Here is a 24,449-nt window from a genome sequence, read left to right as displayed (position 1 = left end):
CCCCCTCCCCCGGCCGCGCCGGAGACCGGCCCGGCCGCCGAGATGCCGCCGCCGCCGCCGCGCCCGGCCGATCTCTCGGCACCGCCGGCCACATCGCCCGCCCTCACCCTGACGGTCGCCCCGCTCGACGACACCGCCTGCCGCAAGCGCCTGGAGCGTCTGGGCGCGACGTTCGAGGCGCTGCCGCCGATCGCGAACGGGCAATGCGGCGCGGAGAAGCCACTGAAACTCACCCGCCTCTCCGGCGACGTGGCGCTCACCCCGCCGGCGACCCTGGTCTGCAACACCGCCGAGGCCCTGGCGCGCCTGGCGACGGAGGCGCAGGAAGCCTCCGAGCGTATCCTGAAGGCGCCCCTGCGGAGCCTGTCCATCGGCACGTCCTACGAGTGTCGCGGCCAGAACCACGATCCCGAGGCCAAGCTCAGCGAGCACAGCTTCGCCAACGGCGTCGACATCATGGGCTACGGCTTCGAAGGGCGTGGACCGATCAAGGTCGGCGCCGGTCTCGACGACGCAGCGGAGGCGACGTTCCAGGCCGCGATCCGCGCCAAGGCCTGCGGCTTCTTCCGCACGGTGCTCGGACCCGGATCGGATGCGGCCCACGGCAACCATCTCCATCTCGACGAGCGCGAGAGGAACGCGGGACATCGTCTCTGCCAGTAGGAGGTGTGGAACGCCCGAGGCCCCACCCGGCTTGAAGGAGCGCACCTGTCGATCCCCCGGCGAAAGTTGACCCCGAAATGGCCCACCTGCCCCTGACGAGCGCCGTCGCGCTCATGGCCCTCGTCTGCCTGGCGACACCGGGGGCGGCAGAGGCGAAGCCGGCAGGAAACACCGCTTCGAAGCCGGACAAGAAAGCATCCGAACCGGATAAATCCACCCCCGGCGAGGCCCTGACCGTCGAGGCGATCAACGGCGCGACCTTCACGGCGCCGGAGAGCGGCGACAGGACGAGCGGCGACAAGGCGGGCGGCAAGAAGGCGCGCACGAGCGGAAAAGACAAACGGCCCCAGCCGCTTCTGGTGAAGGTCCAGGTGCTCCTCGACCGGGCGCATTTCTCCCCCGGCGCCATCGATGGCCGCGACGGCGAGAACATGCGCAACGCCCTGTCGGCCTTCGCCGTGGCGCAGGGGTTGCCGCCGGCGCAGACGCTGAACCAGGCCCTGTTCGACAAGCTCGCCGCGTCGAGCGCCGACCCGGCGGTGGTCTCCTACACGATCACCGATGCAGACGCAGCCGGCCCCTTCGCGGAGAAGATTCCGCCCAAGATGGAGGAGCAGGCCGATCTCGAGGCGATGAGCTACACCAATCCGCGCGAAATGCTGGCCGAGCGCTTTCACATGTCGCGCGACCTCCTCACCGCCCTGAACCCGGACGCCGCCCTCGACAAGGCCGGCACCGGCATCCTCGTGGCGGCGGTCCCGCCCCTGGAAACCGGCAAGCCGGCGAAGGACGAGGCGAAGCCCAAGGGCAAGGCTGACGGCAAGGCTGATGGAAAGTCCGACGGAAAGGCGGCCGGCAAATCCGAAGACAAGGCCCGCGATGCATCGGACGGCAAAGCCGAGGGCAAGCCGGCCGAGGGCAAGCCGGCCGCGGACACCGGCACGGACACGTCGAAGAAGGACGATGCGTCCAAGAGCGATGAGGCGCAGAAGAAGGACGACACACCCAAGAAAGACATCGCGCGGGTCGAGGTCGACAAGGTCACCCGCCATGTCCGGGGCTTTGGCGAGGACGGCACCCTGCGGGCCTATTATCCTGCCTCCATCGGCAGCGCGGAGAAGCCGGCCCCCTCCGGCGAGGCCAAGGTGAAGGGCGTCGCCTTCGCGCCCGTCTATACCTACAACCCCAAATACGCCTTTAAGGGCGTCAAGACGAAGAAGACCTTCTCGATCCGCCCCGGCCCGAACAACCCGGTCGGCATCGTCTGGATCGACCTGTCGATCCCGTCCTACGGCATCCACGGCACGCCCGAGCCGGAAAAGGTCGGCAAGACCGAATCCCACGGCTGCATCCGCCTCACCAACTGGGACGCCCGCGACCTCGCCACCCGTATCGAGCGCGGCGCCAAGGTGGTGTTCAAGGACGAGTGAAGGTTTTCGCGGCGGTGGATCAAGACTCACGCTGGCCGATCCTGCGAGGGGCCGGCCTTGACCTGATGCGGTCATGGTAATTCAGGCAGTCATCGAGGCTGGAGCAGGTCGTCCAGTCTTGTCTATTGGGTCACCGGGCCGGGGGCTCGCGGGGTGATCGACCCTGGTGCGATGGCATGTCCAAGGGATCATTTGCCACGCTCGCCTTGTCGCGATCCGCCCCGTACATCAAAGCCAGGCTTGAGAGATCGTGACGGGTGAGCGACCACAACGAAGACGAGCGCATCGACGCCGAGATCGCACGTCCCGAGCCGGGTTCCGACCCGTTCGCCGGGGCTGTCCGTGCCACACGCATGCCGATGCTGATCACGGACCCCCGCCAGCCCGACAATCCCATCGTCTTCGTGAATAACGCCTTCTCGAGGCTGACCGGCTACGAGCGGCACGAAATCCTGGGCCGGAACTGCCGGTTTCTCCAAGGGCCGGAAACGAACCAGGCCGACGTGACGCGGGTCAGAGATGCGATCGAGCGGCGCGTGCCCATCGAACTCGATCTGCGCAATCACCGCAAGGATGGGACCCTCTTCTGGAACCGCCTCCTCGTCTCGCCCGTGTTCGACGAGGACGGCGAGCTGACGTATTTCTTCGCGTCGCAGTTCGATGTCACCTTGGAAAAGGAGCGCCTCGTTCGGCTCCAGCAGGATCGTGACGCCTTGGAGGCCGAGGCCTCTCAACGGTCGCAGGACTTGATCCAGAGCGAGGGACGTCTCCGTTTCACGCTCAAGGCCGGACGCCTCGGATCGTGGAGCGTCGATCTGCGCACGATGCGGTTGATGGCGTCCGAAGGTTTCAAAGAGAATTTCGGCCGCTCGCCGAACGAGCCTTTCACCTACGAAGAGACGCTGGCCGCGATCCACCCGGATGACCGGGAGCGCAAATTGTCCGCGCGGGATGCGGCGATTGCCAGCCATTCGGACTACGACATCGAAGTTCGGGTGGTAACGCCGCCGGGCGATATTCGTTGGCTCCAGCTACGCGGACAAGCGTCGTATCGCGCCGATGGCACACCGTTGAGCATCGCCGGGATCAGCCTCGACATCACCGACCGCAAGCGCGCCGAGGAACACCGCGACCTCCTTGCGGGCGAACTCAATCACCGCATCCAGAACACCCTCGCGACCGTCCAATCCATCTCCCGTCAGACGCTGCGGGGCGCCTCCTCGCTCGAAGAGGCGCAGGTGGCGATGGAAGCGCGTCTCAAATCCCTGTCGGCCGCGACGGCGATGCTGGCCCGTGGCAGTGGAGATTGGGCGACCCTGACGGAGGTGGTCATCTCGGCGCTGCACGCCTTCGGCGTCGAGCAGGAGCACCGCTTCAAGATCGGCGGCCCGATCCTCCGGGTCGCCCCCCGCGTCGCCCTGGCGTTTGCATTGGCGATCCACGAGCTCGCCACCAACTCGGTGAAATACGGGTCTCTGTCGAAGGACGAAGGCCGCGTGATCGTGAGTTGGGATGTGTCGGAAACGTCGACCCCGGCCCGCCTCTGGTTCCAATGGCAGGAGATCGGCGGGCCTCGGGTGTCTCGACCGACCCGGACCGGCTTCGGCTCACGGATGATCGAGCGGGCGCTGGCACAGGAGATCGGCGGCACGGCCGAGATCGACTATCGCTCACGCGGCGTCGTCTTCACGGCCGAAGCCGCTTTGCCGGAAATCACACGGGATTGATTTGGCTCCGATACCCCAGCGTATCGGTCAGAATGCACATCTGCCATCATGTGGGGGGCCGCTCCCCAATTCGAGGCGACATTGCCGTTCCGGCCCGGGACAAGCAGGCAACGTCCGGTGACACCTTGCGATGCTCTGGAAACGGTACTCGCCGGAACGGTCACGTGATCTGAGCCGTCGGCAGGACGCCATCATCGAGGACGTCGAAATCGCCTGAACGGCCGTCGAGGGCGGACTGCCCGTGCCGCCGCTCGACATCCTGGGGCTGCGCCGGCCCGATGAGGTGCCGAAGCGTAGCGGAGGCCTCGAGAAAGCCCTCCAGTCGTCGCGCGATCCCCGGACGCCTCCTTCGAGGCCGCTACGCGGCACCTCGGGATGAGGTAAAGCCTTGGTAGAGCGACTCAAACGGGCCCTGACCCGTCGCCGGCTTCAGGGGGCAAAAGCCGTCACCGCCTTGGCGAAACCCGTTCATCGCTGCGCCCGGTCCGCCGAGGCGAGGCTCGCCAGGGCCAGCATGGCCGCATCGCAGAGGAAGGCCAGGGCGGCGGTGGCCAGCGCCCCCTGCAGCATCGGCAGGACGTTCTGGTTCTGCAGACCGGCGACGATGGGCGTGCCGAGGGTCGAGGCTCCTGCCAGCGCTCCCACCGCCGTGGTGGCGATGGCGAGGACGAGGGCCGTGCGCAGGGCATCGACGAGGCCCGGCATCGCCAGGGGCAGTTCCACCCGCAGCAGGATCTGCAGAGGCGTGAACCCCATGGCGTGCGCCGCCTCGCGCGCCTCGGGCGAGACCGATTCCAGCGCCCCCACCGTGCTGCGCAGCACCGGCATGATGCCGTAGGCGACGAGCGCCAGCAGGGTCGGCGGACCGCCGAAGCCGAGGACGGGCAGGGCGAGCGCCACCATCACCACCGGCGGCACCGCTTGCGCGGCGGCGGCGATGCCGTCGATGCCGCCGCGCAGGGACGCCGCGCCGGCGCGCGTGGCGAGGATGCCGAGGCCGAGGCCGAGCAACGCCACCAGGGCGAGCCCGATGCCGGCGAGGGCGAGGTGGTGCGTTGCCAGGGCGAGCAGGCGCTCCGCGCTCAAGCCGCGTCGCGGCGCCTCGCCAAGGCCCGCGACGATCCAGGCCGCCACGGAGGGGTGGCTCATGGCGGCGAGGACCGCCCCGACGAGGCCGGTGATGAGGGCGGTGCGCAGGCTGGGCCTCATGCGCGCCACCGCGCCCGGCAGGAGGCCTCGACGGCGCTCAGCGACCCTTCCGCCGCCAGCGACAGCAGGATGATGGGGATGGCGCCCAGCAGGATCAGGTCGGGGGCGAATTGCGCCATGCCGTCGAAGACGATCCGCCCGAGGCCGCCCGCGCCGATGAGGGCGCCCAGCGTCGCGAGGCCGAGGCTCTGGACCGCCGCGACTCGCAGGGCGCCCACCAGCATAGGCGCGCCGAGGGGCAACTTCACTCGGGCCAGGATCTGAACCTTCGTCAGGCCCATGGCCTCGGCGGCGTCGATGACGGCGGGATCGGCGGCGCGCAGGGCCGTGCCGATCCCGCGCCAGAGGGGCAGCAGCAGGTAGGCGGCGATGCCGAGAAGGGCGGGCCATGGCCCGAGGGCCGACAGGCCGAGATCGCGCAGGGCCGGCACGGCGCGCAGCACTCCGCCGACGAGGGCGACGAGGGCGCCCAGCAGGGCGACGGCGGGGATCACCTGCACGCCGCTGACGAGGAGCCCGACGAGCCCCTGCCCGGAGCGCCAGAGGGACAGAAGGACCGCTGCCGGGATGGCGAGGGCGACCGCTCCCCCCGCCAGGAGCAGGTGCTCGGCGATGGCCTCATGCACCGCCTCCCGCCGCCCGGCATATTCCACCGCCAGGGACAGCCCGTCCAACCCGCCGCCGCGCCACGCCGCGACCAGGAACCCCGAGGCGGCGAGGATGGCGAGCACGCCGAGCCCCCGGCGCCGGACCCGTGCGATGCTGCCGCCAGCGAGGGCCAGGAGGCAGGCCGAGGCCAGCCAGAACCCGGAACCGAGGCTGGCCCTCGCCGCCGGCGGCATGGTCGCCACGATCCGGGCCGCCTCCGCGCCGAGGCCGAGCACGAGCACGGCCCAGGCCGACAGGAAGAGGCAGAGCGCCAGAAGACCGCCCGCGCGCCGGGGCAGCGCCGCGCCGATGACGAGGCCGGTCAGCGCCAGGAGCGAGACGAGGCCGATCGACCAAGTGTGGAACGCGGAAGCACGGACGGGATCGCCGGGCAGGAGGCGGTTTGCCGCCACGTCGAGGAGCGTCATCCCATGGAAGGATGCGACGAGAATGGCAGCCCCGAAAAGCCCGGCCCATGGCGCTCGATTGCCCGTCGCATGACGCATGGAAGCGGGTAGCGATGGCGCTTTCACCCGATCAGCCCGCGCTCGTTGAGGTAGCGCCGAGCGACCCGATCCGCGACCTCGCCGTCCACGGTGATTCGGCCGTTGAGGCCGCGCAGGGTCGGTGCATCGAGCCCGGCAAAGACCCGCGCCAAGGCCGGGCCGATGGCCGGGTAGCGCTCCAGCGCGGAGGCGCGGATCACCGGGGCGACCTCGTAGACGATCTGGGCCGCCTTGGGATCGCTCATGACCACGAGGTCGAGGGCCGAGAGCGCGCCGTCGGTGCCATAGACCATGCCCGCATTGACCCCGCTGATCCGCTGCGCCGCAGCCCGGGCCGTCACCGCCGTGTCGCCGCCGGGCAGGCTGATGATGCGATCGAGGGGGAGGCTGAAGCCGTAGGCCGCCTCGAAGGACGGCAGCGCCGCCGGGCTTTCCACGAACTCGGTGGAGGCCGCGAGCAGGATGAGGCCGTCATTGGCGGCCTTGGCGAAATCCGCCATCGTGGCCAGATGCCGCGAGCGGGCGAAGTCGCCGTTGAGGGCGAGGAGCCAGGTGTTGTTGGCCGGCGCCCTCGCGAGCCAGACCAGCCCCCGCTCGGCATCCTTGCGCCGGATGGTCTCGTAGGCCTCCTGCGGGATTTTCCAGGCGGGATCGGTCTCGGTGCCGGTGAAGAACGCCCCGTTGCCGGTGTATTCCGGGTAGATGTCGACCTCCCCGGAGAGCAGGGCGTCGCGGACGATCAGGGTGGGGCCGAGGCCGAGCTTGCGGACCACCGGCACGCCGAGATGCTCCAGCGCCAGGGCGATCATCGCCCCCGTGAGCGCGCCCTCGGTGTCGCTCTTCGAGGCCACGACGAGGGGGCGGTCCGCCCGCGCGGACGTGCCCGCCGTGACGGCCCAGGTGACCAGCCCAGTGACCAGCAGCGCCAGCGCGCCGCGCCGGTTCGTTGCTCCGGGCGCCACAGGTCCCGGCGATCTGCGCGAAAATGTATCGTCCGATAACATTAACCCGATCCTGAACCTCCGCGGCCACTTCCTGCGCCTTGACACGCCAAGCGGAACGGGCGACGGCTCGACCGTTGCCGCAGGCGCTACACGTCATTCTCGCCAACCTCACGGATGGCAAGCCTGTAAGGCTCCGGATGACGGCACCGTTCCAGGCCGGAACGAATCGAAGGGAAGAATCCCCAGCGTGAGTGCTGAACAGAACGAAACTCTCCTCGACGGCGCCAGAGTTCTGGTGGTGGAGGACGAAGCCGCCATTTCGATGCTGCTCGAAGACATGCTCCTCGATTTCGGGTGCACCGTCGTCGGGCCCGCGGCTCGTCTCGCGACGGCCTTGGAAATGGCCCGGACCGAGACGTTCGAGGTCGCCATCCTCGACGTGAACGTCGCTGGCGAACCCATCTATCCGGTGGCCGAGGCGATCACGGAGCGCAACCTGCCGATCGTGTTCTCGACAGGGTATGGCGGCGCCGGAATCCGCGAGCCGTTCCGCGACCGTCTTGTGGTCCAGAAGCCATTCAGCCAAGCCGATCTCAAGCGGACGCTGATCGCTGCCCTCGCGGCCGCGAGAAAGTAGGCCGATTCCGGTGGGCCGAACGGCCAGCGCGCCGGTTCACACTTCCTCGATCGCAAAAGCATCGGGCAGATGGCGCGGCCAGGTCCGTGGCGCCACGAACACGGCATCCGCGCGCCACGTCATCGCCTCGTAGCGCGGATTGCGCGCCATCCAAGCGCGCACCGCGCGTGAAAAACGCGCACGTTTCTTCGCATCAATGGCGGTCCGGGCCGCGTCGAGGGTCGCCCTCGCCTTCACCTCCACGAAAGCGATCGTGTCGCCCCGGCGCAGGATCAGATCGATCTCCCCGCCACTCGCGCTGAAGCGCCGGGCCAGGGGACGATACCCCTTCATCATCATAGCAAGGAGGGCGAGGGTCTCGCCCGAATGGCCGCGCAGGTAGGTGGCGCGTCGCCGCTCTTTCGCGCCGACGAGCTTAGACGTCCGCATCGGTGCGCCGGGCAAGGACGAGGGCGCGGGCATAGACCACGCGACGGGGCTGGCCAGTGGCATCGGCCACGAGGGCGGCGGCATCCTTGATCGAGTGGCGGGAGAGCGCCGCTTCGATCGCCGCATCGAGACCGGCCTCGACCTCCTCCTCCGGCGGTTCGTCCGGGTTGGTCCCGATCACGACCACCACCTCGCCCTTGGGCGCTCCCTCCTCGGTGAAGGTCTCGGCCAGGGTCGCGAGAGTGCCGCGCCGGATCGTCTCGTAGAGCTTGGTGAGTTCGCGGGCGACCGCCGCGGGCCGGCTTCCGCCGAGGATCGCGGCGGCATCCACCAGCATCTCGGGCAGGCGATGGGGCGATTCGAACAGGACCAGCGTCCCTGGAATCTGCCCGAGTGCCGCAAGGCGATTGCGCCGGGCGCCGGATTTCTGCGGCAGAAAGCCTTCGAAGAAGAAGCGGTCGGTGGGCAGGCCCGCCGCGACGATGGCGGTCATCACCGCCGAGGGTCCGGGGATCGGCGTCACCGCGATGCCGGCCTCGATCGCCGCCTGGACGAGCTTGAAACCGGGATCCGAGACCAACGGCGTTCCGGCATCCGAGACCAGGGCCAGAGCTTCGCCGTTCTGCATCCGTGCGATCATCCGCTCACGCACCGCCGCGTTCGAATGCTCGTGATAGGCGACCAGCGGCGTCGTGATGCCGTAATGCATCAACAGTGTGCGGGTGACGCGGGTGTCTTCGGCGAGCACGGTATCGGCCGCCGCGAGAGTCGCGAGCGCACGGAACGACACGTCCATGAGATTGCCGATCGGGGTCGCTACCACGTGCAATCCGGGGTCGAGTGGTTCCGCCTCCGCCGCGAGGCCGAAAGCGGTGAAGGTGGAGACGGGCTTGGCCGGATCGTGGACTGCCCTGGAGCGGCGCGTCCGATTGTCGATTCTCTGAGTCATAGGCCGGACTTTGCCACGGGGACACGGGCCGGAGGAATGCCCGTGCCGGGGGTGTCGGCACATTTACTTTTGTCGTCCAGGCTTTAACCGTTCACGCATCGGGCGTGGGACACGGATTGGCGACGGGGAGTACCGTGCAATGGGGAAAAGCCTTGCAAGGGGCCACGGTTCGGCAACGCCCGTTTGGGCGAGGGCGGCGGCGATTCTCCTGCTCGCCGGGGGGCTTGGCGGCTGCATCGGCGGACCTGATGGTGGCTCGCGCGCTACGAAAGCCGCGCCCGACCCGGATATGTCCGCCGCGGGCGATCCGCAGGCCACGTCACCGGGCGCGATGAAGATCGGTACCGGGTCGGTGAAGATCGCCTTCATCTTGCCCCTGTCCGGTCCCGGTTCCGCCGTCGGTGCGGCTCTGCGCAATGCGGCGGAACTTGCCGTCGAGGATTTCCAGAAGCCCGACCTGCAGATCCTGGTCAAGGACGATCGCGGCTCGCCCGATGGCGCGCGGGAGGCGGCCCAGGCCGCCCTCGCCGAGGGGGCAGAACTGGTGCTCGGCCCGCTTTTCGCGGCCAATGTCCAGGCTGCAGCGGGGGTCACGCGTGGGGCCGGCAAGCCAATCATCGCCTTCTCCACCGATGCGAGCGTTGCAGCGCGTAGCGTCTACCTTCTCAGCTTCCTGCCGCAGACCGAGGTGGACCGGGTGGTCGATGAGGCAGTGGCGGCAGGTCGCCGCTCCTTCGCCGCGCTGATCCCCGAGAGCAGCTACGGGAATGCCGTGGAGGCGCAGTTCCGCGAGGCGGTAGCGAGGAAAGGTGCTCGACTGGTGGGAATCGAGCGCTATGCGCCGGGCGCGCCTGCCCCCGCCATCTCGCGCCTTGCCGGACTCATCAATGGTCCCGGTGCCCAGGCCGATGCCCTGTTCCTGCCGGAAAGCCCGGAAGGCTTGGCCATCGTCTCACCGGCGCTCACGAAGGCAGGCTTCTCTCCCGGCCGGGTGAAGCCCATCGGCACGGCGGTGTGGAACGACCCGCGCAACTATGCCCTCCCCGCCTTGCAGGGCGGCTGGTTCGCAGCGGCGGATGCCAATGGGTTCAACGGTTTCTCGCAGCGTTATCAGGCGCGTTTCGGCTCCGTGCCGCCACGCGTGGCGACACTGGCCTACGACGCCGTCTCACTCATGGCGGCGCTGACACGGCAGTACGGATCGCAGCGCTTTGCCGACGTCACCCTGACCACACAAGCCGGCTTTTCGGGCATCGACGGGACCTTCCGCTTCCGCCCGGAGGGGGTGAGCGACAGGGCGCTGGCCATCTACGAGATCCGTAGCGGCGCACCGACCATCGTCAGCCCGGCCCCGCGCACGCTCGGCCCCTCCGGCACGTGATCCGGTTTGCGCATTAGATGTGGCTGAGGAAGGCCGCGATGAGGACGAGGGCGACGACCGGCGCGGTCATGGCACTCGGCTTGGCATCAGGCAGCGAGTTCCGCCACCACCGCGTTCAGAACCGGCGCACCGCGCGGGGTCGCGGCGATGCGGCCTCCGTCCAGGCGGGCGACGAGCCCATCGCCGATCAGAGCTTCGACGCGGACCGGATCGAGGGGGCGACCCTTCAGGATCGCATAACGGGCCGGATCGACGCCCTCCCTTAGACGCAGGCCCATCATCAGGAACTCGTCGCCCTGGTCTGCTGCAGAAAGGCTTTCAGTCTCGACGACGCCGTGGCCGTCGCGCTCGACCCGGGCGAGCCATGCCTCCGGCGCCCGTTCGGTGACGGTGCCGATCCGCCCTTCGCCGGTCACCAGCCGGCCATGCGCGCCGGGACCGATGCCGGCATATTCGCCATAACGCCAGTACAGGAGGTTGTGGCGCGATTGCGCACCGGGGCGGGAATGGTTTGAGATCTCGTAGGAGGAGAGTCCGGCCGCGTCGCAGACCTCCTGCGTCACGTCGTAGAGCGCTCTCGCCATGTCGTTGTCCGGTGGGACGAGCTTGCCGGCGGCGTGGAGGCCGAAGAACGGCGTCCCCGGCTCGATGGTCAGCTGGTAGAGCGACAAGTGCTCGGCCGCCCGGGCGATGGCCTCTTTCAGCTCGGTTCGCCAGGCGGACGCGCTCTGGTTCGGCCGTGCATAGATGAGATCGAAGGAGTAGCGCTCGAAATGCGCGGCCGCCGTCTCAACCGCCGCCATCGCCTCGGCGGCCGTGTGGAGCCGCCCAAGGGCTTTCAGGGAGGCGTCGTCCATGGCCTGGACCCCGAGGGACACGCGATTCACCCCGGCAGCCCGATAACCGCGAAAACGGCCGGCCTCGACGCTGGTGGGGTTCGCTTCCAGCGTCACCTCGATATCCGGCGCCGTGCCCCAGGCATCGTCGATGGCCTCGAGCAATCCCGCAACGGTGGCCGGCTGCATCAGCGACGGGGTGCCGCCGCCGAGGAAGATGCTCGACACGGTCCGGCCCGGAATTCGCGCCGCCACATGGGCGATCTCGGACCGGAACGCCGCGAGAAAGCGGACCTCGTCCACCGGCGCGTGACGGACATGGCTGTTGAAGTCGCAATACGGGCACTTCGAGGCACAGAAGGGCCAATGGACATAGACACCGAACCCGGCATCGCGGGTCGGGTGGTCCGGGCCTGAACGATCGGTCATCGGGCGGATGTGCGCGCGGTTGGAGCTTTTGGCAATGGTGCCGGGACGATCCACGGTCATCGCCGCACCTCGGGATACGGCCGAAGTGAGGAGTAAAGAAGCTCGCCCGCCCGTTCAGCTAGGCCGACGCAGGCAGCTCCCGGCCAGAAGCACGAACGCGCGGGCGCGGTGCGACAGAGCGTTCCCGCTCTGCCAGTCGACGCCGTGCTTCTCCTCCGAGGAGATCTCACCGAAGGTCCGGTCGTAGCCGTCGGGTAGGAACATCGGGTCGTAGCCGAACCCCTGCGAGCCGCGCGGCTCCACGAGATCGCCGAAGACGCGACCCTCGAATGTCTCGGTATGGCCGTCGGGCCAGGCGATGACGAGGGCGGAGACGAAGTGAGCCCGGCGCGTGGTGGCACCACGCTTGTCGAGCTCGGCCGCGATGCGGGCCATGGCGCCGGAGAAGTCCTTGTTCGGACCGGCCCAGCGGGCGGAGAACAGGCCTGGTGCGCCGTCGAGAGCGTTGACGCAGAGGCCGGAATCGTCGGCAAAGGCCGGCAATTTCGAAGCCTGCGCCGCAGCAATGGCCTTGATCGCCGCGTTCTCGGAGAACATCGTCCCGGTCTCGTCTGGCTCGGGCAGACCGAGTTCGCCGGCTGAGACCGCTTCGACGCCGAACGGCGCCAGAAGCTCGCGCATCTCCACGAGCTTGCCTGGATTATGGGTGGCGATGACGACCCGCCCGGTGAGGATGCGCGGCTCGCTCATGCGATCGCCTGCTTCTGAAGAGCGACGAGCTGCTCGACGCCGCCACGGGCTAGCCGCAGCAATTCGATGAGTTCGGCCTCCGAAAAGGGCTTGCCCTCGGCGGTGCCCTGCACCTCCACGAGGCCGCCGGAGCCGGTCATGACGAAATTCGCATCAGTCTCGGCGGCCGAATCTTCCGCATATTCGAGATCGAGCACCGGGGTACCCTTGTAGATGCCGCAGGAGATCGCGGCGACGTGCTCGCGCAGGGGGTCTACCGAGATGATGGAGCGCCCGCGCATCCAGGTGAAACAATCATGCAGGGCGATCCAGGCACCGGTGATCGCGGCGGTGCGGGTGCCGCCATCCGCTTGGATCACATCGCAATCCACGGTGATCTGGCGCTCGCCGATAGCGGGAAGATTGGTGACGGCGCGGAGTGAGCGGCCGATCAGGCGCTGAATCTCCTGCGTCCGCCCGGATGGCTTGCCGGAATTCACCTCGCGGCGGGTGCGCTCATGGGTTGCGCGGGGGAGCATGGAATACTCGGCGGTAACCCAGCCCTTGCCCGAACCGCGCAGCCATGGCGGGCCGCGTTCCTCGAGAGAGGCCGTGCAGAGCACTTTCGTCTGGCCGAAGGTGACGAGGCAGGAACCCTCGGCGTAGCGGGCGACGGCGCGCTCCAGGGTGACGTTGCGCAGTTCGTCGTTCGCGCGCTTCGAGGGCCGCATGGGCACTCTCCTTGGTCGAGTTCCGGATTGATCGTCCGGGCTCTTAGGCCCCGGCTGGTCTACCGGCAAGCGCGCCCAGGAAGGGAGGGGCACGCCCGCAGGACGCGCCCCGAACTCACCCTCAGTAGCGGTAGTGGCGGCGATGATGATGACCGAAACGGCGGTGATGGTGATGGTGGCCGAAGCGACGGCCGTAGTGATGGCCGAAGTGGCGGCCGCGATGATGACCGAAATGACGGCGATGATGCCGGCCGTGATGGCGCCAGTGACCACCGCCGTACTGGACCTGCGTGGCGGCCACGTTGACCGAGCCGGCGACCTCGCTGGACACAGCCATCGGGGCGGCTTGTACGCCGCGCGGAGTGCCGAGGATCATCGCGCCCACCAGGGCGACCACGATGGCGAGGGTCTTCGCCATGGCGGACAGGGTTGGGTTCTTCATCAGGACGGACTCCGTTCCGTGAGTTACTCGTATCGCCGACCGTTCGGTGCGGATGCGATGGAACGCGTGTTCGCCTGGAAAGGCAGCATGCGATGGGTCGAATTTATATTTTTTGTTTCGGGATTAAGCACGGGAGCCAAATGCCGAACGGACGATATCCCTAACTTCACGATCGTGCCGCATCGTCGTTCGCCAGGTTGATGGGCAACGCACGGAAGGCGATCATCATGTGAGTGCTCGCCTCCGCTCGCCTGGTTTCCGGGAATGCCTATCTCGCAGGCAGGCGGGGCCTGCGGGTCAAGATCGCCATGCCCGGTGGTAAAGGCTCTTGTCCCGTTGCGGCCGGGGTTCACGTCAGTAGCGGCGTGCCCTGAGGCCGCCGGTGGCACACGTTATGCTAACGGCGATTCCGGCTACGAACGGCCGCGAACGATGTGAGGGGGAGACCCGGCCGTCGGATCGCTTGAGGGACGAGAGGCTCGAAATGACGAAATATAAGCTCGAGTATCTATGGCTCGACGGATACACGCCGGTGCCGAACCTGCGTGGCAAGACCCAGATCAAGGAATTCGACGGCTTCCCGACCCTCGAGCAGCTTCCGCTTTGGGGCTTCGACGGCAGTTCGACGATGCAGGCCGAGGGCGGGAGCTCCGACTGCATGCTCAAGCCCGTGCGGCACTTCCCCGACAGCACGCGCAAGAACGGCGTGCTGGTGATGTGCGAAGTGATGATGCCGGACGGCGTGACGCCGCATGCCTCCAACAAGCGCGCCACGATCCTCGACGATGACGGCGCCTGGTTCGGCTTCGAGCAGGAGTACTTCTTCTACAAGGACGGTCGTCCCCTCGGCTTCCCCGCCAGCGGATACCCGGCCCCCCAGGGCCCGTACTATTGCGGCGTCGGCTACAAGGAAGTCGGCTCGATCGCACGCAAGATCGTCGAAGAGCATCTGGACCTGTGCCTGGACGCCGGCATCAACCACGAGGGCATCAACGCCGAGGTGGCCAAGGGCCAGTGGGAATTCCAGATCTTCGGCAAGGGCTCCAAGAAGGCCGCCGACGAGATGTGGGTCGCCCGCTACATCCTTCAGCGTCTGTGCGAGAAGTACGAGATCGACATCGAGTATCATTGCAAGCCGCTCGGTGCCACCGATTGGAACGGCTCGGGCATGCACGCCAACTTCTCGACGGAGCACCTCCGCACGGTGGGCGGCAAAGCCTATTTCGAGTCGCTGATGGCGGCGTTCAAGGAGAACCTGGACGACCACATCGCCGTCTACGGCCCGGACAACCATATGCGTCTGACCGGCAAGCACGAGACCGCGGCAATCGACCAGTTCAGCTATGGCATCGCCGATCGCGGCGCCTCGATCCGCGTACCGCACAGCTTCGTCAACAATGAGTACAAGGGCTACCTGGAAGACCGCCGTCCCAACAGCCAGGGGGACCCCTACCAGATCGCTTCGCAGATCCTGAAGACCGTCGCCTCGGTGCCGACCTCCGAGGAAGCGAAGGCCGCAGCCTGATACGACATCCGCCACGGCGCCCCTTGGCGTCGTGGCGATTTTCTTTCTCCATGATTGTTTTATGAGCCAGATGGCGTCTTTTTAGGCACAATGCCTGAACTGGACGCTGCGCTGATCATATCGGAAGCACAAGCTAGAGCTCAGAACCGCGTCGCTCACCCATGCAGAGATGTGGTGGCCTGCTGAGACCGCTCATTTCAGCGCGTGCAGGATGTCGAACTCCGTGGCGAAAGCCGCTCCGGGACGGGCCATGCAGCGCTCCACCCACGCATCGAGGACCGGCTCGTCCGGCTTGCCGAACCAAGCATAGGGCGAGTGAAGCAACAGATCAGCCGCCGTGAAGCGCTCGCCGAAAAGGTAGGGCCCCTCGGCGAGCGCTGAGGCGAGCCGCTGCCGCATCTCCGCGCCGCTGCGAAAGGTGGATGCGAGGGCGGGATGCGTGAGCCCGATCGCTTCCAGCAGCATGACCGGCTCGACCACGCCCGCATACCACGCGAACCAGCTGAGATAGGCTCCCCGCTGCGGATGATCCGGTGGGATATTCAGGCCGGCCTTCGGGAAGAGGTCGGCGAGATAGAGCATGATCGCACTGCTCTCCCAGATCGTCACGCCGTCATGGACAAGGAACGGCACCTTTCCTTCGGGATGGGGGTTGGCGGGATCACGCTGGCCTGAGCCGTCCTGGCGCGTGATGGCGACGATTTCCACCGACACGTCGTCGAGGGCCCCGAGCTCGTGCAGCAGTGCGATAATGCGGGTCGAACGGCTTTTGGGCGAATGGAAGAGGGTCAGCATCGGGGCACTCCTGTTGGCTGGGTCGACCCCGATGTCTATAACTGCGCGCTACTGTCACTTTGCGTCAGTTGGACGATGGCTCGCACGGACCGTCTCTTTCGATTGCTCCAGGCCCTGCGCACGCTGCCAGCGCCGGTGACGGCGGCCCGGCTTGCGGAGGAGACGGGCGTCTCCCCCCGCTCGCTCTACCGCGACATCGACAGCCTTCGCGCAGCCGGCGCCCATATCGAGGGCGAGCGCGGCTACGGCTATCGCCTGATCGAGGACGGGGCGCTGCCGCCGCAGATCTTTGATCGAATCGAGATCGAAGCGCTGGTGCTCGGCTTGTCAGAAGTCCGGCACATGGGGGATCCGGCGCTGGCGAAGGCCGCCGCCGCAGTGCTCGCCAAGGTGGCGGCGACCCTCCCCGATACCGGCCAACAGCACCTGCTCCACGCGGTCTCACAGGTCCGCCGGTCCGAGGAGCGCTTCGCCCCCTCCCCCGCCACAGCGGTGATCCGCGAAGGGTGCTGGCGCGAGGAAGCGGTGACGATCCGATACGCGGATGGTGACGTGCGAATCACGGAACGGACGATCTGGCCTCTCGCGATCGTCTATCTCGACAGCAAGTTGGTGGTCCTTGCCTGGTGTTGCCTGCGCAAGGCACACCGGATGTTCCGGGTAGACCGGATCGCCGTGGCTGACCTCGCGGGCGCAAGTTTCCGGCCGAAACGCGTGGGGCTCCTGCGGGACTACCTCGCCGCGTTGAAGAGAAGGGCCGCGGACGCGCCGGAGGTCTGAGCACTGGGACGGCGCCTGCGCGCGTGTGATCAGGCGCCGAAGATCGACCAGCCGAGGCGCTTGGTCAGCTGTTCCAGGGCGATCCGGCCGAGATGGGAATTGCCGGATGCGTCGAGTCCCGGAGACCAGACCGCGATCGAGGCCTTTTCCGGTGCCACGGCAATGATCCCGCCGCCGACTCCACTCTTGCCGGGCAGGCCGACCCGATAGGCGAACTCACCCGAGCCGTCGTAATGCCCGCAAGTCAGCATCACCGCATTGATACGCCGGGCTCGCTCAGCCGAGACCACGGAGTATCCGGTCATCGGGTTTCGCCCGGAATGCGCCAGGAAACGGGTCGCGTTGGCGAGCTGCCGGCACGACATGGCGATGGCGCAGTGGTGGAAGTAGACGCCGAGGGTGAAATCTACCGGATTGTCGAGAACCTCGAAGGATTTCATGTAGTTGGCAAGCGCGATGTTGCGGAATCCAGTGCGGAGTTCCGAGGCCGCCACCGCCTCGTCGATGATGATCGTCGGATCCTGTGCCAGGAACTGCATGAAACGTAGAATCTCGCCCAAGGCTTCCCTCGGCTGATGGCCCGAGAGGATCACGTCGGTGACCGCGATGGCCCCGGCGTTGATGAAGGGATTGCGCGGGATACCGCGCTCACGCTCCAGCTGGACGATGGAGTTGAACGGGCTGCCCGAGGGCTCGCGTCCCACCCGGCGCCAAAGCCGGTCACCGGCCATGCCGAGTGCCAGGGTAAGGGTGAAGACCTTCGAGATGCTCTGGATCGAGAACGGCGTATCGCTGTCGCCTCCCGCCGCCACGTGGCCGTCCGCGTCGATGACGACGAGACCGAACGCTTTTGGATCGACTCGGGCGAGTTCCGGGATGTACGTGGCGACCTCCCCCCGGTCCGGCCTGTCAGCCATCTCCTCGGCGATTTCTTTGACGACGGTATCGAGGTCGGGCACGGCGGCGTTGTCCTCCGGACGGACGGGAGCGGCGGGTCCGTCAGCCAAACCCGCCGGCCCCGGCGAGACGGCTCGCGAGGGCGGCGACGCAACGCAAAGGCCGTTCCGTTCGAGGGACGACCGAATTAGCGGGCGACAGGGCGGCTATGCCTCACCGGTAAAGGTTGTGCCCGGGCTCCGAGCCGGACACAATCGGCGGTCAGGAAACACCCAGTGACCGAACGCGCGCATCCCTATTCCTCCTCGCAGCAACTTCAGGCCCTCTCGGCCCTGAACGAGCGCACCCGCGAGATCTTCCGGCAGATCGTCGAGAGCTACCTCACGACGGGCGAACCGGTGGGGTCGCGCAACCTCGCCCGTATCCTGCCGATGGCCCTGTCCCCAGCCTCGATCCGCAACGTCATGGCGGATCTGGAGCATTCCGGACTCATCTTCGCACCCCACACTTCGGCCGGGCGCCTACCGACGGAACTCGGCCTGCGCTTCTTCGTCGACGCCATGCTGGAGATCGGCGATGTTGGCCGCGAGGAGCAGGAGCGGATCGAGGCGCAGATGCGCGCCGCCGCTTCGGGCCACACCTTCGAGAGCGCCCTCGCCGAGGCCTCGTCGATGCTGTCCGGCATTTCGCGGGGGGCGGGCGTGGTCGTCACGACCAAGACCAACGTCCATCTCAAGCACATCGAGTTCGTGCGGCTCGATCCCGCCCGTGCCCTCGTCGTCCTCGTTTCCGACGACGGCTCGGTGGAGAACCGCCTCTTGGACCTGCCGCCCGGCTTGCCGGCGGGCGCCCTGCAAGAGGCCTCGAACTATCTCAATGCCCGCCTGCAGGGGCGGACCCTCGGAGGCTTGAGATCGGAGATCGAAGCTGGCCGCGAGGCGATGAAGCGCGAACTCGACGTCATCACCGAGCGGCTGGTCGATGCCGGCCTCGCCACCACAGTGGGGCCTTCGGAAGCGCGCCAGCTCATCGTCCGCGGCCAGGCGAACCTCCTCGATGACCTGCGGGCGGTGGAGGATCTCGAGCGAATTCGTCTGCTGTTCAACGATCTCGAGACACAGAAAGATGTCATCGAACTCCTCTCCCGCGCCGAGGGTGGCGAGGGCGTCCGCATCTTCATCGGCTCGGAGAACAAGCTCTTCTCGCTCTCGGGCTCCTCGATGATCGCGGCGCCGTTCCGGGACGGTTCACAGAAGATCGTCGGTGTCGTCGGTGTGATCGGTCCGACCAGGCTCAACTACGCACGGATCGTTCCGATGGTCGATTACACCGCTAGGGTGGTCTCGCGGATGCTGGATCGAGGCGGCCGCTGAGGGAAACCAGGCACCATGCAGGCCGGCTTCGCCCGAGCTGACTGGGCCGCGCAAAGGTGCCCCCGTTTCTGTGTTTGAAAACCTGTGACACGTGGAAGGCCTGAACCACCAAGCGGTGCCGGCGGCGGAAGCCATGAACCGAGAGATGACGAGGACAAAATAGGATCGCAGACCTCCGCTGGCGGAGGATATGCCTTCCGCACCGAGCGATAGATCGGTGGAAAAGCTGAAACGTGGAAGCTCCGAATCGGTGATGGCAGCCGATCCGGAGCTTCTAGACTTACCTTCGCATCATCACGTCGCGGCGGTTGAGCACCAGTATCGCTGTGGCCGGCATCGCGGTACGGACGACAAGGGAAGGTGCTTCGTTCTGCGGCGGCTCCCCCCTCGGGGAAACCGCCGATCCGCGATCAGCCGCGAATGACGTCCACGATTTCGTAGGTATCGGGATCAACGATGACGATGTCATCGTCGACGAGGACGTAGCGGTAATCCTCATATTCCGGCACGATCCGAACGATATCCGGCGGGAGGTCGTAAAGGGTGTAGTTGCGAGCGATAGCGGTCCCCACCGTCAGGGCGAAGGCACCGGCGGCGAGGCGCGGGATGCCGCGACGCAGCACGTTCTGGCGAAACTCAGTCCGCTGCGGAGCACCAAGCCGGCCATAGGCTCCGCGCACGGCACCACTGTCGCCTCGTCCGCCACGATCTCCACGTCCGCCCCTGTCACCACGGTCACCCCTGTCGCGATCCATCCGCTCGCCACGATCCGCCTTGCCGTCCTTCATGTCGCGATCGGCCTTGCCGCCACGCTCCATGCGCTCGCCACGATCCGGCTTATTATCACGATCTGCCTTGCCGTCACGGTCAGCCTTGCCGTCTCGATCGGCCTTGCCGTCTCGATCGGGCCGGCCGGCATCGATCCGTCCGCCGGCACCTGGGCGTTCACCCTGCTCCATGCGGCCATTTCGGTCGCTGCCGCCATCGCCGCGACCTTGCTCCATTCCGGCTGCTCCGCCGCGTTCGCCCGCCGGACCACCGCGTTCCCCCAGGGAACCGCCACGCTCCGGACCGCCTGCTGCTCCACCACGTTCTGCTCCGGCGCCACCGCCGCCACGCATTCCGGCGCCTCCGGCCGATCCCGCACCACCCGCGGCGCCGCCACCCGGCGCACCAGCTCCTGCCGCGCCACCGCCCGCACCACCACCGCCTCCAGGCCCACCTTGGGCGAAAGCAGTCGTCGCACCGACGACCAGAACGGCAGCCGTCATTGTATTCCGCAAGAGCTTGCTCATGTCGATCGGTCCATTTTCATGTTGAACTCAGACGCCGACAGGCGCCGATGCGAAGCCGAAACGGAAAGACCGGCAAAACCGTTCCTCCTTTTTTTGCGCTATTACCCCCTCATCATGGAGACCGCGACAGTCACTCACACTCAAGCTTGAATGATGCGCCTTTCCATTGGACCTGAACGCTCGCCTATCCTTGTGCGCTAAACAGCCAACCGCGCCTGCGGGAGAACGGCTGACATTTCCAGCGCGCTGTAGAAAAGCCGCGCTTAAGCCCTTGTGAATCGCGGACCGGTGCTTAACGTCGCCGCCTAAGAGACCTCTTCCGAAGGTCCTGCTCAAAGTCTGGGAGTCCACATGTCCGACGCTATCGCGATCGATCCTTCGCGGCCCGACGATCCGGAAGATCGCCGTCGCCGCATCTTCGCCATCGTCGGCTCGTCGTCGGGCAACCTCGTCGAGTGGTTCGATTTTTATTGCTACGCCTTCTTCGCGCTCTACTTCGCGCCGGTCTTCTTTCCGGAGGGCGACGATACCAGCCAACTCCTGAAATCCGCTGCCGTGTTCGCGGTGGGGTTCTTCATGCGCCCCATCGGCGGCTGGTTGTTCGGCCGCATCGCAGACCGTCTCGGTCGCAAGACCTCGATGATGATCTCGGTGCTGATGATGTGCGGCGGATCGCTGATGATCGCCGTGCTGCCGACCTATGCCAGCGTCGGACACTGGGCTCCCGCCCTGCTGCTCCTCGCCCGCATGATCCAGGGCCTGTCCGTGGGCGGCGAGTACGGCACCAGCGCCACCTACATGAGCGAGGTCGCGCTGAAGGGTCAGCGCGGATTCTTCGCCTCCTTCCAGTACGTGACGCTGATCGGCGGCCAGCTCCTCGCCTCGCTGGTGCTGATCATCCTGCAGAGCGTCCTCACCGCCCAGCAGCTCACCGACTGGGGCTGGCGCATCCCGTTCCTCATCGGCGCGATGGCGGCCGTGGTCGCCCTGTTCCTGCGCTCGTCGCTCGCGGAGACCGCCACGAAAGAGGACATGGCCTCGAAGGAGTCGGGCACCTTCGCCGCCCTGTTCAAGCATTGGCGAGCGTTCTGCGTGGTGCTTGCCTACACTGCCGGCGGCTCCTTGAGCTTCTACACCTTCACCACCTACATGCCGAAATATCTCTTCAACACGGCGCATATCGACAAGATCACCGCCTCGCAGATCTCCACGGCGGCGCTCCTTGTCTACATGGTGATCCAGCCCTTCTTCGGTTGGCTGTCGGACCGGATCGGCCGCAAGACCAACATGCTGCTCTATAGCGGCCTCGGCACGCTGATGGTGGTGCCGCTGATGACTGCCATCGGCGCCACCACGAACCCGTACCTCTCGTTCGGCCTGATCATGATCGGCCTCACGGTGATCAGCTTCTACACCGGCATCAGCGGCATCGTGAAAGCCGAACTGTTCCCGACCCAGATCCGCGCGCTGGGCGTCGGCCTCTCCTACGCGGTCGCAAACTCCATCTTCGGCGGCACGGCGGAGATGGTGGCCCTGTATCTGAAGCAGATCGGCTCGGAGAGCAGCTTCTTCTGGTACGTTACGGCGATGCTCGCCATCGCCTTCATCGGCTCGCTGATCATGCCGAACCCGAAACGCCACGGCTATCTCGACGGCGACGGCACCGTGGAAGAGGCACTGATGCGCAAGTCGCGCCGGGTTGTGCCGGCCTGAGACGAGCATCCCATCCGCCCCTTCCCGGGCGGATGGGGCGATGGCAGAACCAAATCCCGAGTCCGGCCCAGATAATCGCGAAACGTCCGGTGCTCATCCGGCCTCGCCCATGATCGCCCGCCGCTGCCGGTCGAGTTCCTCGCTGTAGCGCTTGAGCGTGTGACTCTCGGTGAGCAGGCCGACCACCCGGCGTGAGGCCGGATCGTCCACCACCGCCAGCGCCTCGCTCTCAGCACCATCGAAGGCGGAGGCCGCCTGCTTGGCGTTCATGCCGGCGGTGAGGAACACGTCGGCATAGCGCATGGCCTCGGCGAGAGCGGCCTCGCCATCGACGGCGGCGAGGGCATGGGCCTCGGGCACCAGGACGATCCCGGCATATCGCCCGGCACCGTCGACCAGCACGACGCGCGAGGGCGAGCCGAGCGGATGGGCTTTCAGAAAATCGCGCAGCGTCATGTCGACCGACATGGTTTCGACCTCGCGGCGCATCAACGCCCCCACGGTGAGCGACCGGATCCAGCCGATATCGTGCGCGCTGCGGATGCTCTCGCCGCGAAGGTGAAAGCGCCAGGTGGCGAAGGAATAGCCGAAGGTCTTTCGCACGGTCATCGACGAGGCGATCACGGCCACGAGGACGAGGCCGGTTATGGGAAAGCTGCCGGTGAGTTCGAGGGCGAGGAACGTCATCGTCAGCGGGCCGCCGATGACGGCCACCGCCAGCGCGCTCATGCCGATCACCGCATAGGCGAGCGGTGTGAGGCCGAACATTGTGAGGCTCTCCAGGCCGGACAATCCGTGGAGGCCAGACAGGCCGGGGATCGTCTCCGCCATCAACGCGGCGAAAAGCTTCCCCGCCAGGGCGCCGAGGAAGAGGGACGCGAAGAACAGCCCGCCGCGAAAGCCCGAACCGATGGAGATCGCCGAGGCCGAGGCCTTGGCCACGAACAGCAGCGCAAGGGCACCGATCCCCATGGCGGGCATGTCGCCATCGAGGTGGAGATGGAGCGCGCCATGGCCGCCCGAGAGAATCTGCGGTGAGACCGCGAGAGCCAGGGCGCCGACGCAGAGACCGCCGGCGGCAGGAGCCAGGAAGGACGGCAGACGGGTCGCCCGCACCCCCTGCTCCACCAGAGTGACGCCGCGCATGATCAGGATGCCGAGCCCGGCACAGGCGAGACCGAGGGCGAGGCTCGGCAGGGTGTCGATTCCCGTGATCGCCCTGGTCGTCAGGGCATCGAACCCACTGGCGGTGACGAGGGGACTTTGCGTCACCAGCGCCTTGGCGACGAGACTGCCGCACAGGGCCGCCACCACGACGGGTGTCAGGGTGGCAATGGAATAGGTGCCGATGATGAGTTCGAACGCGTAGAACGCCCCCGTGAGCGGCGCGCCGAACGCGGCGGCGATGGCAGCGGCCGACCCGCAGCCCACCAGGGTCCGCAGATCGGAGCGGCGCATCTCGAAAGCGAGGCCAAGACGGGAGGCGAGGCCGGCGCAGATCTGGGTATAGCCGGCCTCGAGCCCGACCGAGGCACCGCTGCCGTTCGAGATCACGTTCTGGGCCGCCACGGCGACGGACCCCCTCACCGAGAGCCGACCCCCATGCAGGGCATTGGCCTCGATCGGATCGACGACGGGTCGTTGCGGCCCTCCGCGCCAGCGAGCGAGCCCGAAAGCGACGAGGCCGAGAATGAGGCCGCCCATGGCCGGACCGAACAGGATGAGGAACGGATCCACATCCGTCGATGCGCTGAGGCGCGCGCCGTGCGGCAGGCGATAGAGGATTTCGCGCAGGCCCTGAGTCGTGAGGCTCATGGCCGAAACCGCGATCCCGGCGATGGTTCCGACACAGGCGGCCAGGATCACGAGGCCGAGTTCGCTGCCGCGCACCAGGGCGCGCATTCGGCCTGGCACGTGAACCAGCATCTGGCCGGCGGGAAATCCACGGCGCGGCGCGTTTCTTGGCTTCATCGACCGATGGGAAGGATTGAGACGAAAGGGGTGGGGAAACACCCCGCATCTTACGGGCCGAAGGCTGGAGTCGTCGATCCGATTCCATTGCGGGGTCGCCTCCGGGGGCCAATGAGTTTTCCCCATTCTGCATTCCCTGCGCCGCAGGCGCTTGAAATGCCCGCGGCCTCAGGATACATCGCAGCCCGAGTGCCGCTGTAGCTCAGTTGGTTAGAGCGCTTGATTGTGGATCAAGAGGTCCCCCGTTCGAGCCGGGGCAGTGGTACCATTCGACCCTCCGGGCGTCCGTGACGACGCCGAGGTGAGGACCGGTTGCGGGCTCATCGCACCGAGCCGGAGCGCGGCTTTCCCAGGCTGGACTTCATGGTAAGTCCGACTGCTGCGCGCGATCCATCCCTCTGAAAGACCCG

The 24,449-nt window shown here is 67.1% G+C and carries 23 protein-coding genes and 1 tRNA gene; 10 read left to right on the top strand and 14 right to left on the bottom strand.

Annotated elements, in window-relative coordinates; genetic code table 11:
- The 3 genes from FPV16_RS01305 to FPV16_RS01295 all read left to right on the top strand — a co-directional run.
- Window positions 1–663, top strand: a 663-nt coding sequence (locus FPV16_RS01305) for an extensin family protein (RefSeq protein WP_227435520.1), incomplete at its 5' end; no start/stop codon positions are given.
- A gap of 77 nt (window positions 664–740) precedes the next feature.
- On the top strand, window positions 741–2,093 hold the full coding sequence (locus tag FPV16_RS01300; protein WP_227435518.1) for a L,D-transpeptidase family protein: 1,353 nt from the start codon (window positions 741–743) through the stop codon (window positions 2,091–2,093).
- 257 nt (window positions 2,094–2,350) lie between these two features.
- Window positions 2,351–3,820, top strand: a complete 1,470-nt coding sequence (locus FPV16_RS01295) for a PAS domain S-box protein (protein WP_227435516.1) — start codon at window positions 2,351–2,353, stop codon at window positions 3,818–3,820.
- Window positions 3,821–4,288: 468 nt separating this feature from the next.
- On the opposite strand, the gene FPV16_RS01290 is transcribed toward FPV16_RS01295, so the two are convergent.
- From FPV16_RS01290 to FPV16_RS01280, 3 genes are read right to left on the bottom strand one after another with little or no spacing between them, the layout of a single operon-like run.
- Complete coding sequence (locus tag FPV16_RS01290) at window positions 4,289–5,029, bottom strand: ABC transporter permease (RefSeq protein WP_227435514.1); 741 nt, start codon at window positions 5,027–5,029, stop codon at window positions 4,289–4,291.
- A complete protein-coding gene (locus tag FPV16_RS01285) occupies window positions 5,026–6,183 on the bottom strand; it encodes an ABC transporter permease subunit (protein ID WP_227435513.1) in 1,158 nt (385 codons plus the stop codon). The genes FPV16_RS01290 and FPV16_RS01285 overlap by 4 nt, the downstream gene beginning before the upstream one ends.
- Before the next feature lie 23 nt (window positions 6,184–6,206).
- A complete protein-coding gene (locus tag FPV16_RS01280; RefSeq protein ID WP_264483617.1) occupies window positions 6,207–7,187 on the bottom strand; it encodes a glycine betaine ABC transporter substrate-binding protein in 981 nt (326 codons plus the stop codon).
- A 187-nt stretch (window positions 7,188–7,374) separates the two neighbouring features.
- On the opposite strand from FPV16_RS01280, the gene FPV16_RS01275 reads away from it, so the two are divergent.
- Window positions 7,375–7,764, top strand: a complete 390-nt coding sequence (locus tag FPV16_RS01275; RefSeq protein WP_227435557.1) for a response regulator — start codon at window positions 7,375–7,377, stop codon at window positions 7,762–7,764.
- A 36-nt stretch (window positions 7,765–7,800) separates the two neighbouring features.
- Here FPV16_RS01275 and FPV16_RS01270 read toward each other — a convergent pair whose 3' ends face one another.
- Both FPV16_RS01270 and rsmI read right to left on the bottom strand, forming a co-directional pair.
- Window positions 7,801–8,193: a YraN family protein gene (locus tag FPV16_RS01270; RefSeq protein WP_227435510.1), complete on the bottom strand. Its 393-nt coding sequence runs from the start codon at window positions 8,191–8,193 to the stop codon at window positions 7,801–7,803.
- A complete protein-coding gene (gene rsmI, locus FPV16_RS01265; protein WP_227435509.1) occupies window positions 8,180–9,142 on the bottom strand; it encodes a 16S rRNA (cytidine(1402)-2'-O)-methyltransferase in 963 nt (320 codons plus the stop codon). The genes FPV16_RS01270 and rsmI overlap by 14 nt, the downstream gene beginning before the upstream one ends.
- Window positions 9,143–9,431: 289 nt before the next feature.
- On the opposite strand from rsmI, the gene FPV16_RS01260 reads away from it, so the two are divergent.
- The gene (locus FPV16_RS01260) at window positions 9,432–10,523 is read left to right on the top strand and encodes a penicillin-binding protein activator (RefSeq protein WP_413629140.1); all 1,092 of its coding nucleotides are present in this window, start codon (window positions 9,432–9,434) and stop codon (window positions 10,521–10,523) included.
- 86 nt (window positions 10,524–10,609) lie between these two features.
- On the opposite strand, the gene hemW is transcribed toward FPV16_RS01260, so the two are convergent.
- The 4 genes from hemW to FPV16_RS01240 form a co-directional block, all read right to left on the bottom strand.
- Window positions 10,610–11,788, bottom strand: coding sequence for a radical SAM family heme chaperone HemW (hemW, locus tag FPV16_RS01255; protein WP_227435555.1), 1,179 nt, complete (start codon window positions 11,786–11,788; stop codon window positions 10,610–10,612).
- 114 nt (window positions 11,789–11,902) lie between these two features.
- Window positions 11,903–12,538 carry an RdgB/HAM1 family non-canonical purine NTP pyrophosphatase gene (gene rdgB, locus FPV16_RS01250; RefSeq protein ID WP_227435507.1) on the bottom strand — a complete coding sequence of 212 codons (636 nt, stop codon included), beginning with the start codon at window positions 12,536–12,538 and terminating at the stop codon, window positions 11,903–11,905.
- Window positions 12,535–13,248 (bottom strand): ribonuclease PH, encoded by a 714-nt coding sequence (rph, locus tag FPV16_RS01245; protein WP_227435506.1) that lies wholly within the window; start codon window positions 13,246–13,248, stop codon window positions 12,535–12,537. Before rph ends, rdgB begins: the two co-directional genes overlap by 4 nt.
- Before the next feature lie 121 nt (window positions 13,249–13,369).
- Window positions 13,370–13,690, bottom strand: coding sequence for a hypothetical protein (locus FPV16_RS01240; RefSeq protein WP_227435505.1), 321 nt, complete (start codon window positions 13,688–13,690; stop codon window positions 13,370–13,372).
- Window positions 13,691–14,174: 484 nt separating this feature from the next.
- Here FPV16_RS01240 and FPV16_RS01235 point away from each other — a divergent pair, with 484 nt between their 5' ends.
- Window positions 14,175–15,215 carry a glutamine synthetase beta-grasp domain-containing protein gene (locus tag FPV16_RS01235; RefSeq protein WP_227435503.1) on the top strand — a complete coding sequence of 347 codons (1,041 nt, stop codon included), beginning with the start codon at window positions 14,175–14,177 and terminating at the stop codon, window positions 15,213–15,215.
- 192 nt (window positions 15,216–15,407) lie between these two features.
- Here the strand turns inward: FPV16_RS01235 and FPV16_RS01230 are convergent, their stop codons facing one another.
- A complete protein-coding gene (locus FPV16_RS01230) occupies window positions 15,408–16,010 on the bottom strand; it encodes a glutathione S-transferase family protein (RefSeq protein ID WP_227435501.1) in 603 nt (200 codons plus the stop codon).
- 75 nt (window positions 16,011–16,085) lie between these two features.
- Here FPV16_RS01230 and FPV16_RS01225 point away from each other — a divergent pair, with 75 nt between their 5' ends.
- Entirely contained in the window at window positions 16,086–16,790 is a 705-nt protein-coding gene (locus FPV16_RS01225; protein ID WP_227435500.1) for a helix-turn-helix transcriptional regulator, read from the top strand.
- A gap of 29 nt (window positions 16,791–16,819) precedes the next feature.
- On the opposite strand, the gene FPV16_RS01220 is transcribed toward FPV16_RS01225, so the two are convergent.
- Window positions 16,820–17,749: a glutaminase gene (locus FPV16_RS01220; protein WP_227435554.1), complete on the bottom strand. Its 930-nt coding sequence runs from the start codon at window positions 17,747–17,749 to the stop codon at window positions 16,820–16,822.
- A 213-nt stretch (window positions 17,750–17,962) separates the two neighbouring features.
- Between FPV16_RS01220 and hrcA the strand changes: the two genes are divergently transcribed.
- Window positions 17,963–19,060 carry a heat-inducible transcriptional repressor HrcA gene (hrcA, locus tag FPV16_RS01215; protein ID WP_227435498.1) on the top strand — a complete coding sequence of 366 codons (1,098 nt, stop codon included), beginning with the start codon at window positions 17,963–17,965 and terminating at the stop codon, window positions 19,058–19,060.
- 410 nt (window positions 19,061–19,470) lie between these two features.
- Here the strand turns inward: hrcA and FPV16_RS26235 are convergent, their stop codons facing one another.
- Complete coding sequence (locus FPV16_RS26235; protein WP_319802212.1) at window positions 19,471–19,815, bottom strand: DUF1236 domain-containing protein; 345 nt, start codon at window positions 19,813–19,815, stop codon at window positions 19,471–19,473.
- A gap of 29 nt (window positions 19,816–19,844) precedes the next feature.
- Window positions 19,845–20,306, bottom strand: coding sequence for a hypothetical protein (locus FPV16_RS26230; protein WP_319802210.1), 462 nt, complete (start codon window positions 20,304–20,306; stop codon window positions 19,845–19,847).
- A 400-nt stretch (window positions 20,307–20,706) separates the two neighbouring features.
- Between FPV16_RS26230 and FPV16_RS01205 the strand changes: the two genes are divergently transcribed.
- Window positions 20,707–22,068 (top strand): MFS family transporter, encoded by a 1,362-nt coding sequence (locus tag FPV16_RS01205; protein ID WP_227435494.1) that lies wholly within the window; start codon window positions 20,707–20,709, stop codon window positions 22,066–22,068.
- Window positions 22,069–22,161: 93 nt separating this feature from the next.
- On the opposite strand, the gene FPV16_RS01200 is transcribed toward FPV16_RS01205, so the two are convergent.
- Window positions 22,162–24,039: a chloride channel protein gene (locus tag FPV16_RS01200; RefSeq protein WP_413629139.1), complete on the bottom strand. Its 1,878-nt coding sequence runs from the start codon at window positions 24,037–24,039 to the stop codon at window positions 22,162–22,164.
- 191 nt (window positions 24,040–24,230) lie between these two features.
- Between FPV16_RS01200 and FPV16_RS01195 the strand changes: the two genes are divergently transcribed.
- Window positions 24,231–24,307 (top strand) — tRNA-His (locus tag FPV16_RS01195).
- Window positions 24,308–24,449: the final 142 nt, after the last annotated feature.

The organism is Methylobacterium sp. W2 (assembly GCF_020662345.1).
In the GTDB taxonomy this organism is placed as follows: domain Bacteria; phylum Pseudomonadota; class Alphaproteobacteria; order Rhizobiales; family Beijerinckiaceae; genus Methylobacterium.
This window is presented reverse-complemented; position numbering and strand designations above follow the sequence as displayed.

Coding starts and splice junctions, on each gene's coding strand:
- FPV16_RS01270 (WP_227435510.1), bottom strand. CDS start 8,193: ATGCGGACGTCTAAGCTCGTCGGCGCGAAAGAGCGGCGACGCGCCACC.
- FPV16_RS01290 (WP_227435514.1), bottom strand. CDS start 5,029: ATGAGGCCCAGCCTGCGCACCGCCCTCATCACCGGCCTCGTCGGGGCG.
- FPV16_RS26235 (WP_319802212.1), bottom strand. CDS start 19,815: ATGGATCGCGACAGGGGTGACCGTGGTGACAGGGGCGGACGTGGAGAT.
- FPV16_RS01300 (WP_227435518.1), top strand. CDS start 741: ATGGCCCACCTGCCCCTGACGAGCGCCGTCGCGCTCATGGCCCTCGTC.
- rsmI (WP_227435509.1), bottom strand. CDS start 9,142: ATGACTCAGAGAATCGACAATCGGACGCGCCGCTCCAGGGCAGTCCAC.
- FPV16_RS01260 (WP_413629140.1), top strand. CDS start 9,432: ATGTCCGCCGCGGGCGATCCGCAGGCCACGTCACCGGGCGCGATGAAG.
- rph (WP_227435506.1), bottom strand. CDS start 13,248: ATGCGGCCCTCGAAGCGCGCGAACGACGAACTGCGCAACGTCACCCTG.
- FPV16_RS01230 (WP_227435501.1), bottom strand. CDS start 16,010: ATGCTGACCCTCTTCCATTCGCCCAAAAGCCGTTCGACCCGCATTATC.
- FPV16_RS01200 (WP_413629139.1), bottom strand. CDS start 24,039: ATGAAGCCAAGAAACGCGCCGCGCCGTGGATTTCCCGCCGGCCAGATG.
- hemW (WP_227435555.1), bottom strand. CDS start 11,788: ATGACCGATCGTTCAGGCCCGGACCACCCGACCCGCGATGCCGGGTTC.
- FPV16_RS01240 (WP_227435505.1), bottom strand. CDS start 13,690: ATGAAGAACCCAACCCTGTCCGCCATGGCGAAGACCCTCGCCATCGTG.
- FPV16_RS01235 (WP_227435503.1), top strand. CDS start 14,175: ATGACGAAATATAAGCTCGAGTATCTATGGCTCGACGGATACACGCCG.
- rdgB (WP_227435507.1), bottom strand. CDS start 12,538: ATGAGCGAGCCGCGCATCCTCACCGGGCGGGTCGTCATCGCCACCCAT.
- FPV16_RS01205 (WP_227435494.1), top strand. CDS start 20,707: ATGTCCGACGCTATCGCGATCGATCCTTCGCGGCCCGACGATCCGGAA.
- FPV16_RS01225 (WP_227435500.1), top strand. CDS start 16,086: ATGGCTCGCACGGACCGTCTCTTTCGATTGCTCCAGGCCCTGCGCACG.
- FPV16_RS01280 (WP_264483617.1), bottom strand. CDS start 7,187: ATGTTATCGGACGATACATTTTCGCGCAGATCGCCGGGACCTGTGGCG.
- FPV16_RS01285 (WP_227435513.1), bottom strand. CDS start 6,183: ATGCGTCATGCGACGGGCAATCGAGCGCCATGGGCCGGGCTTTTCGGG.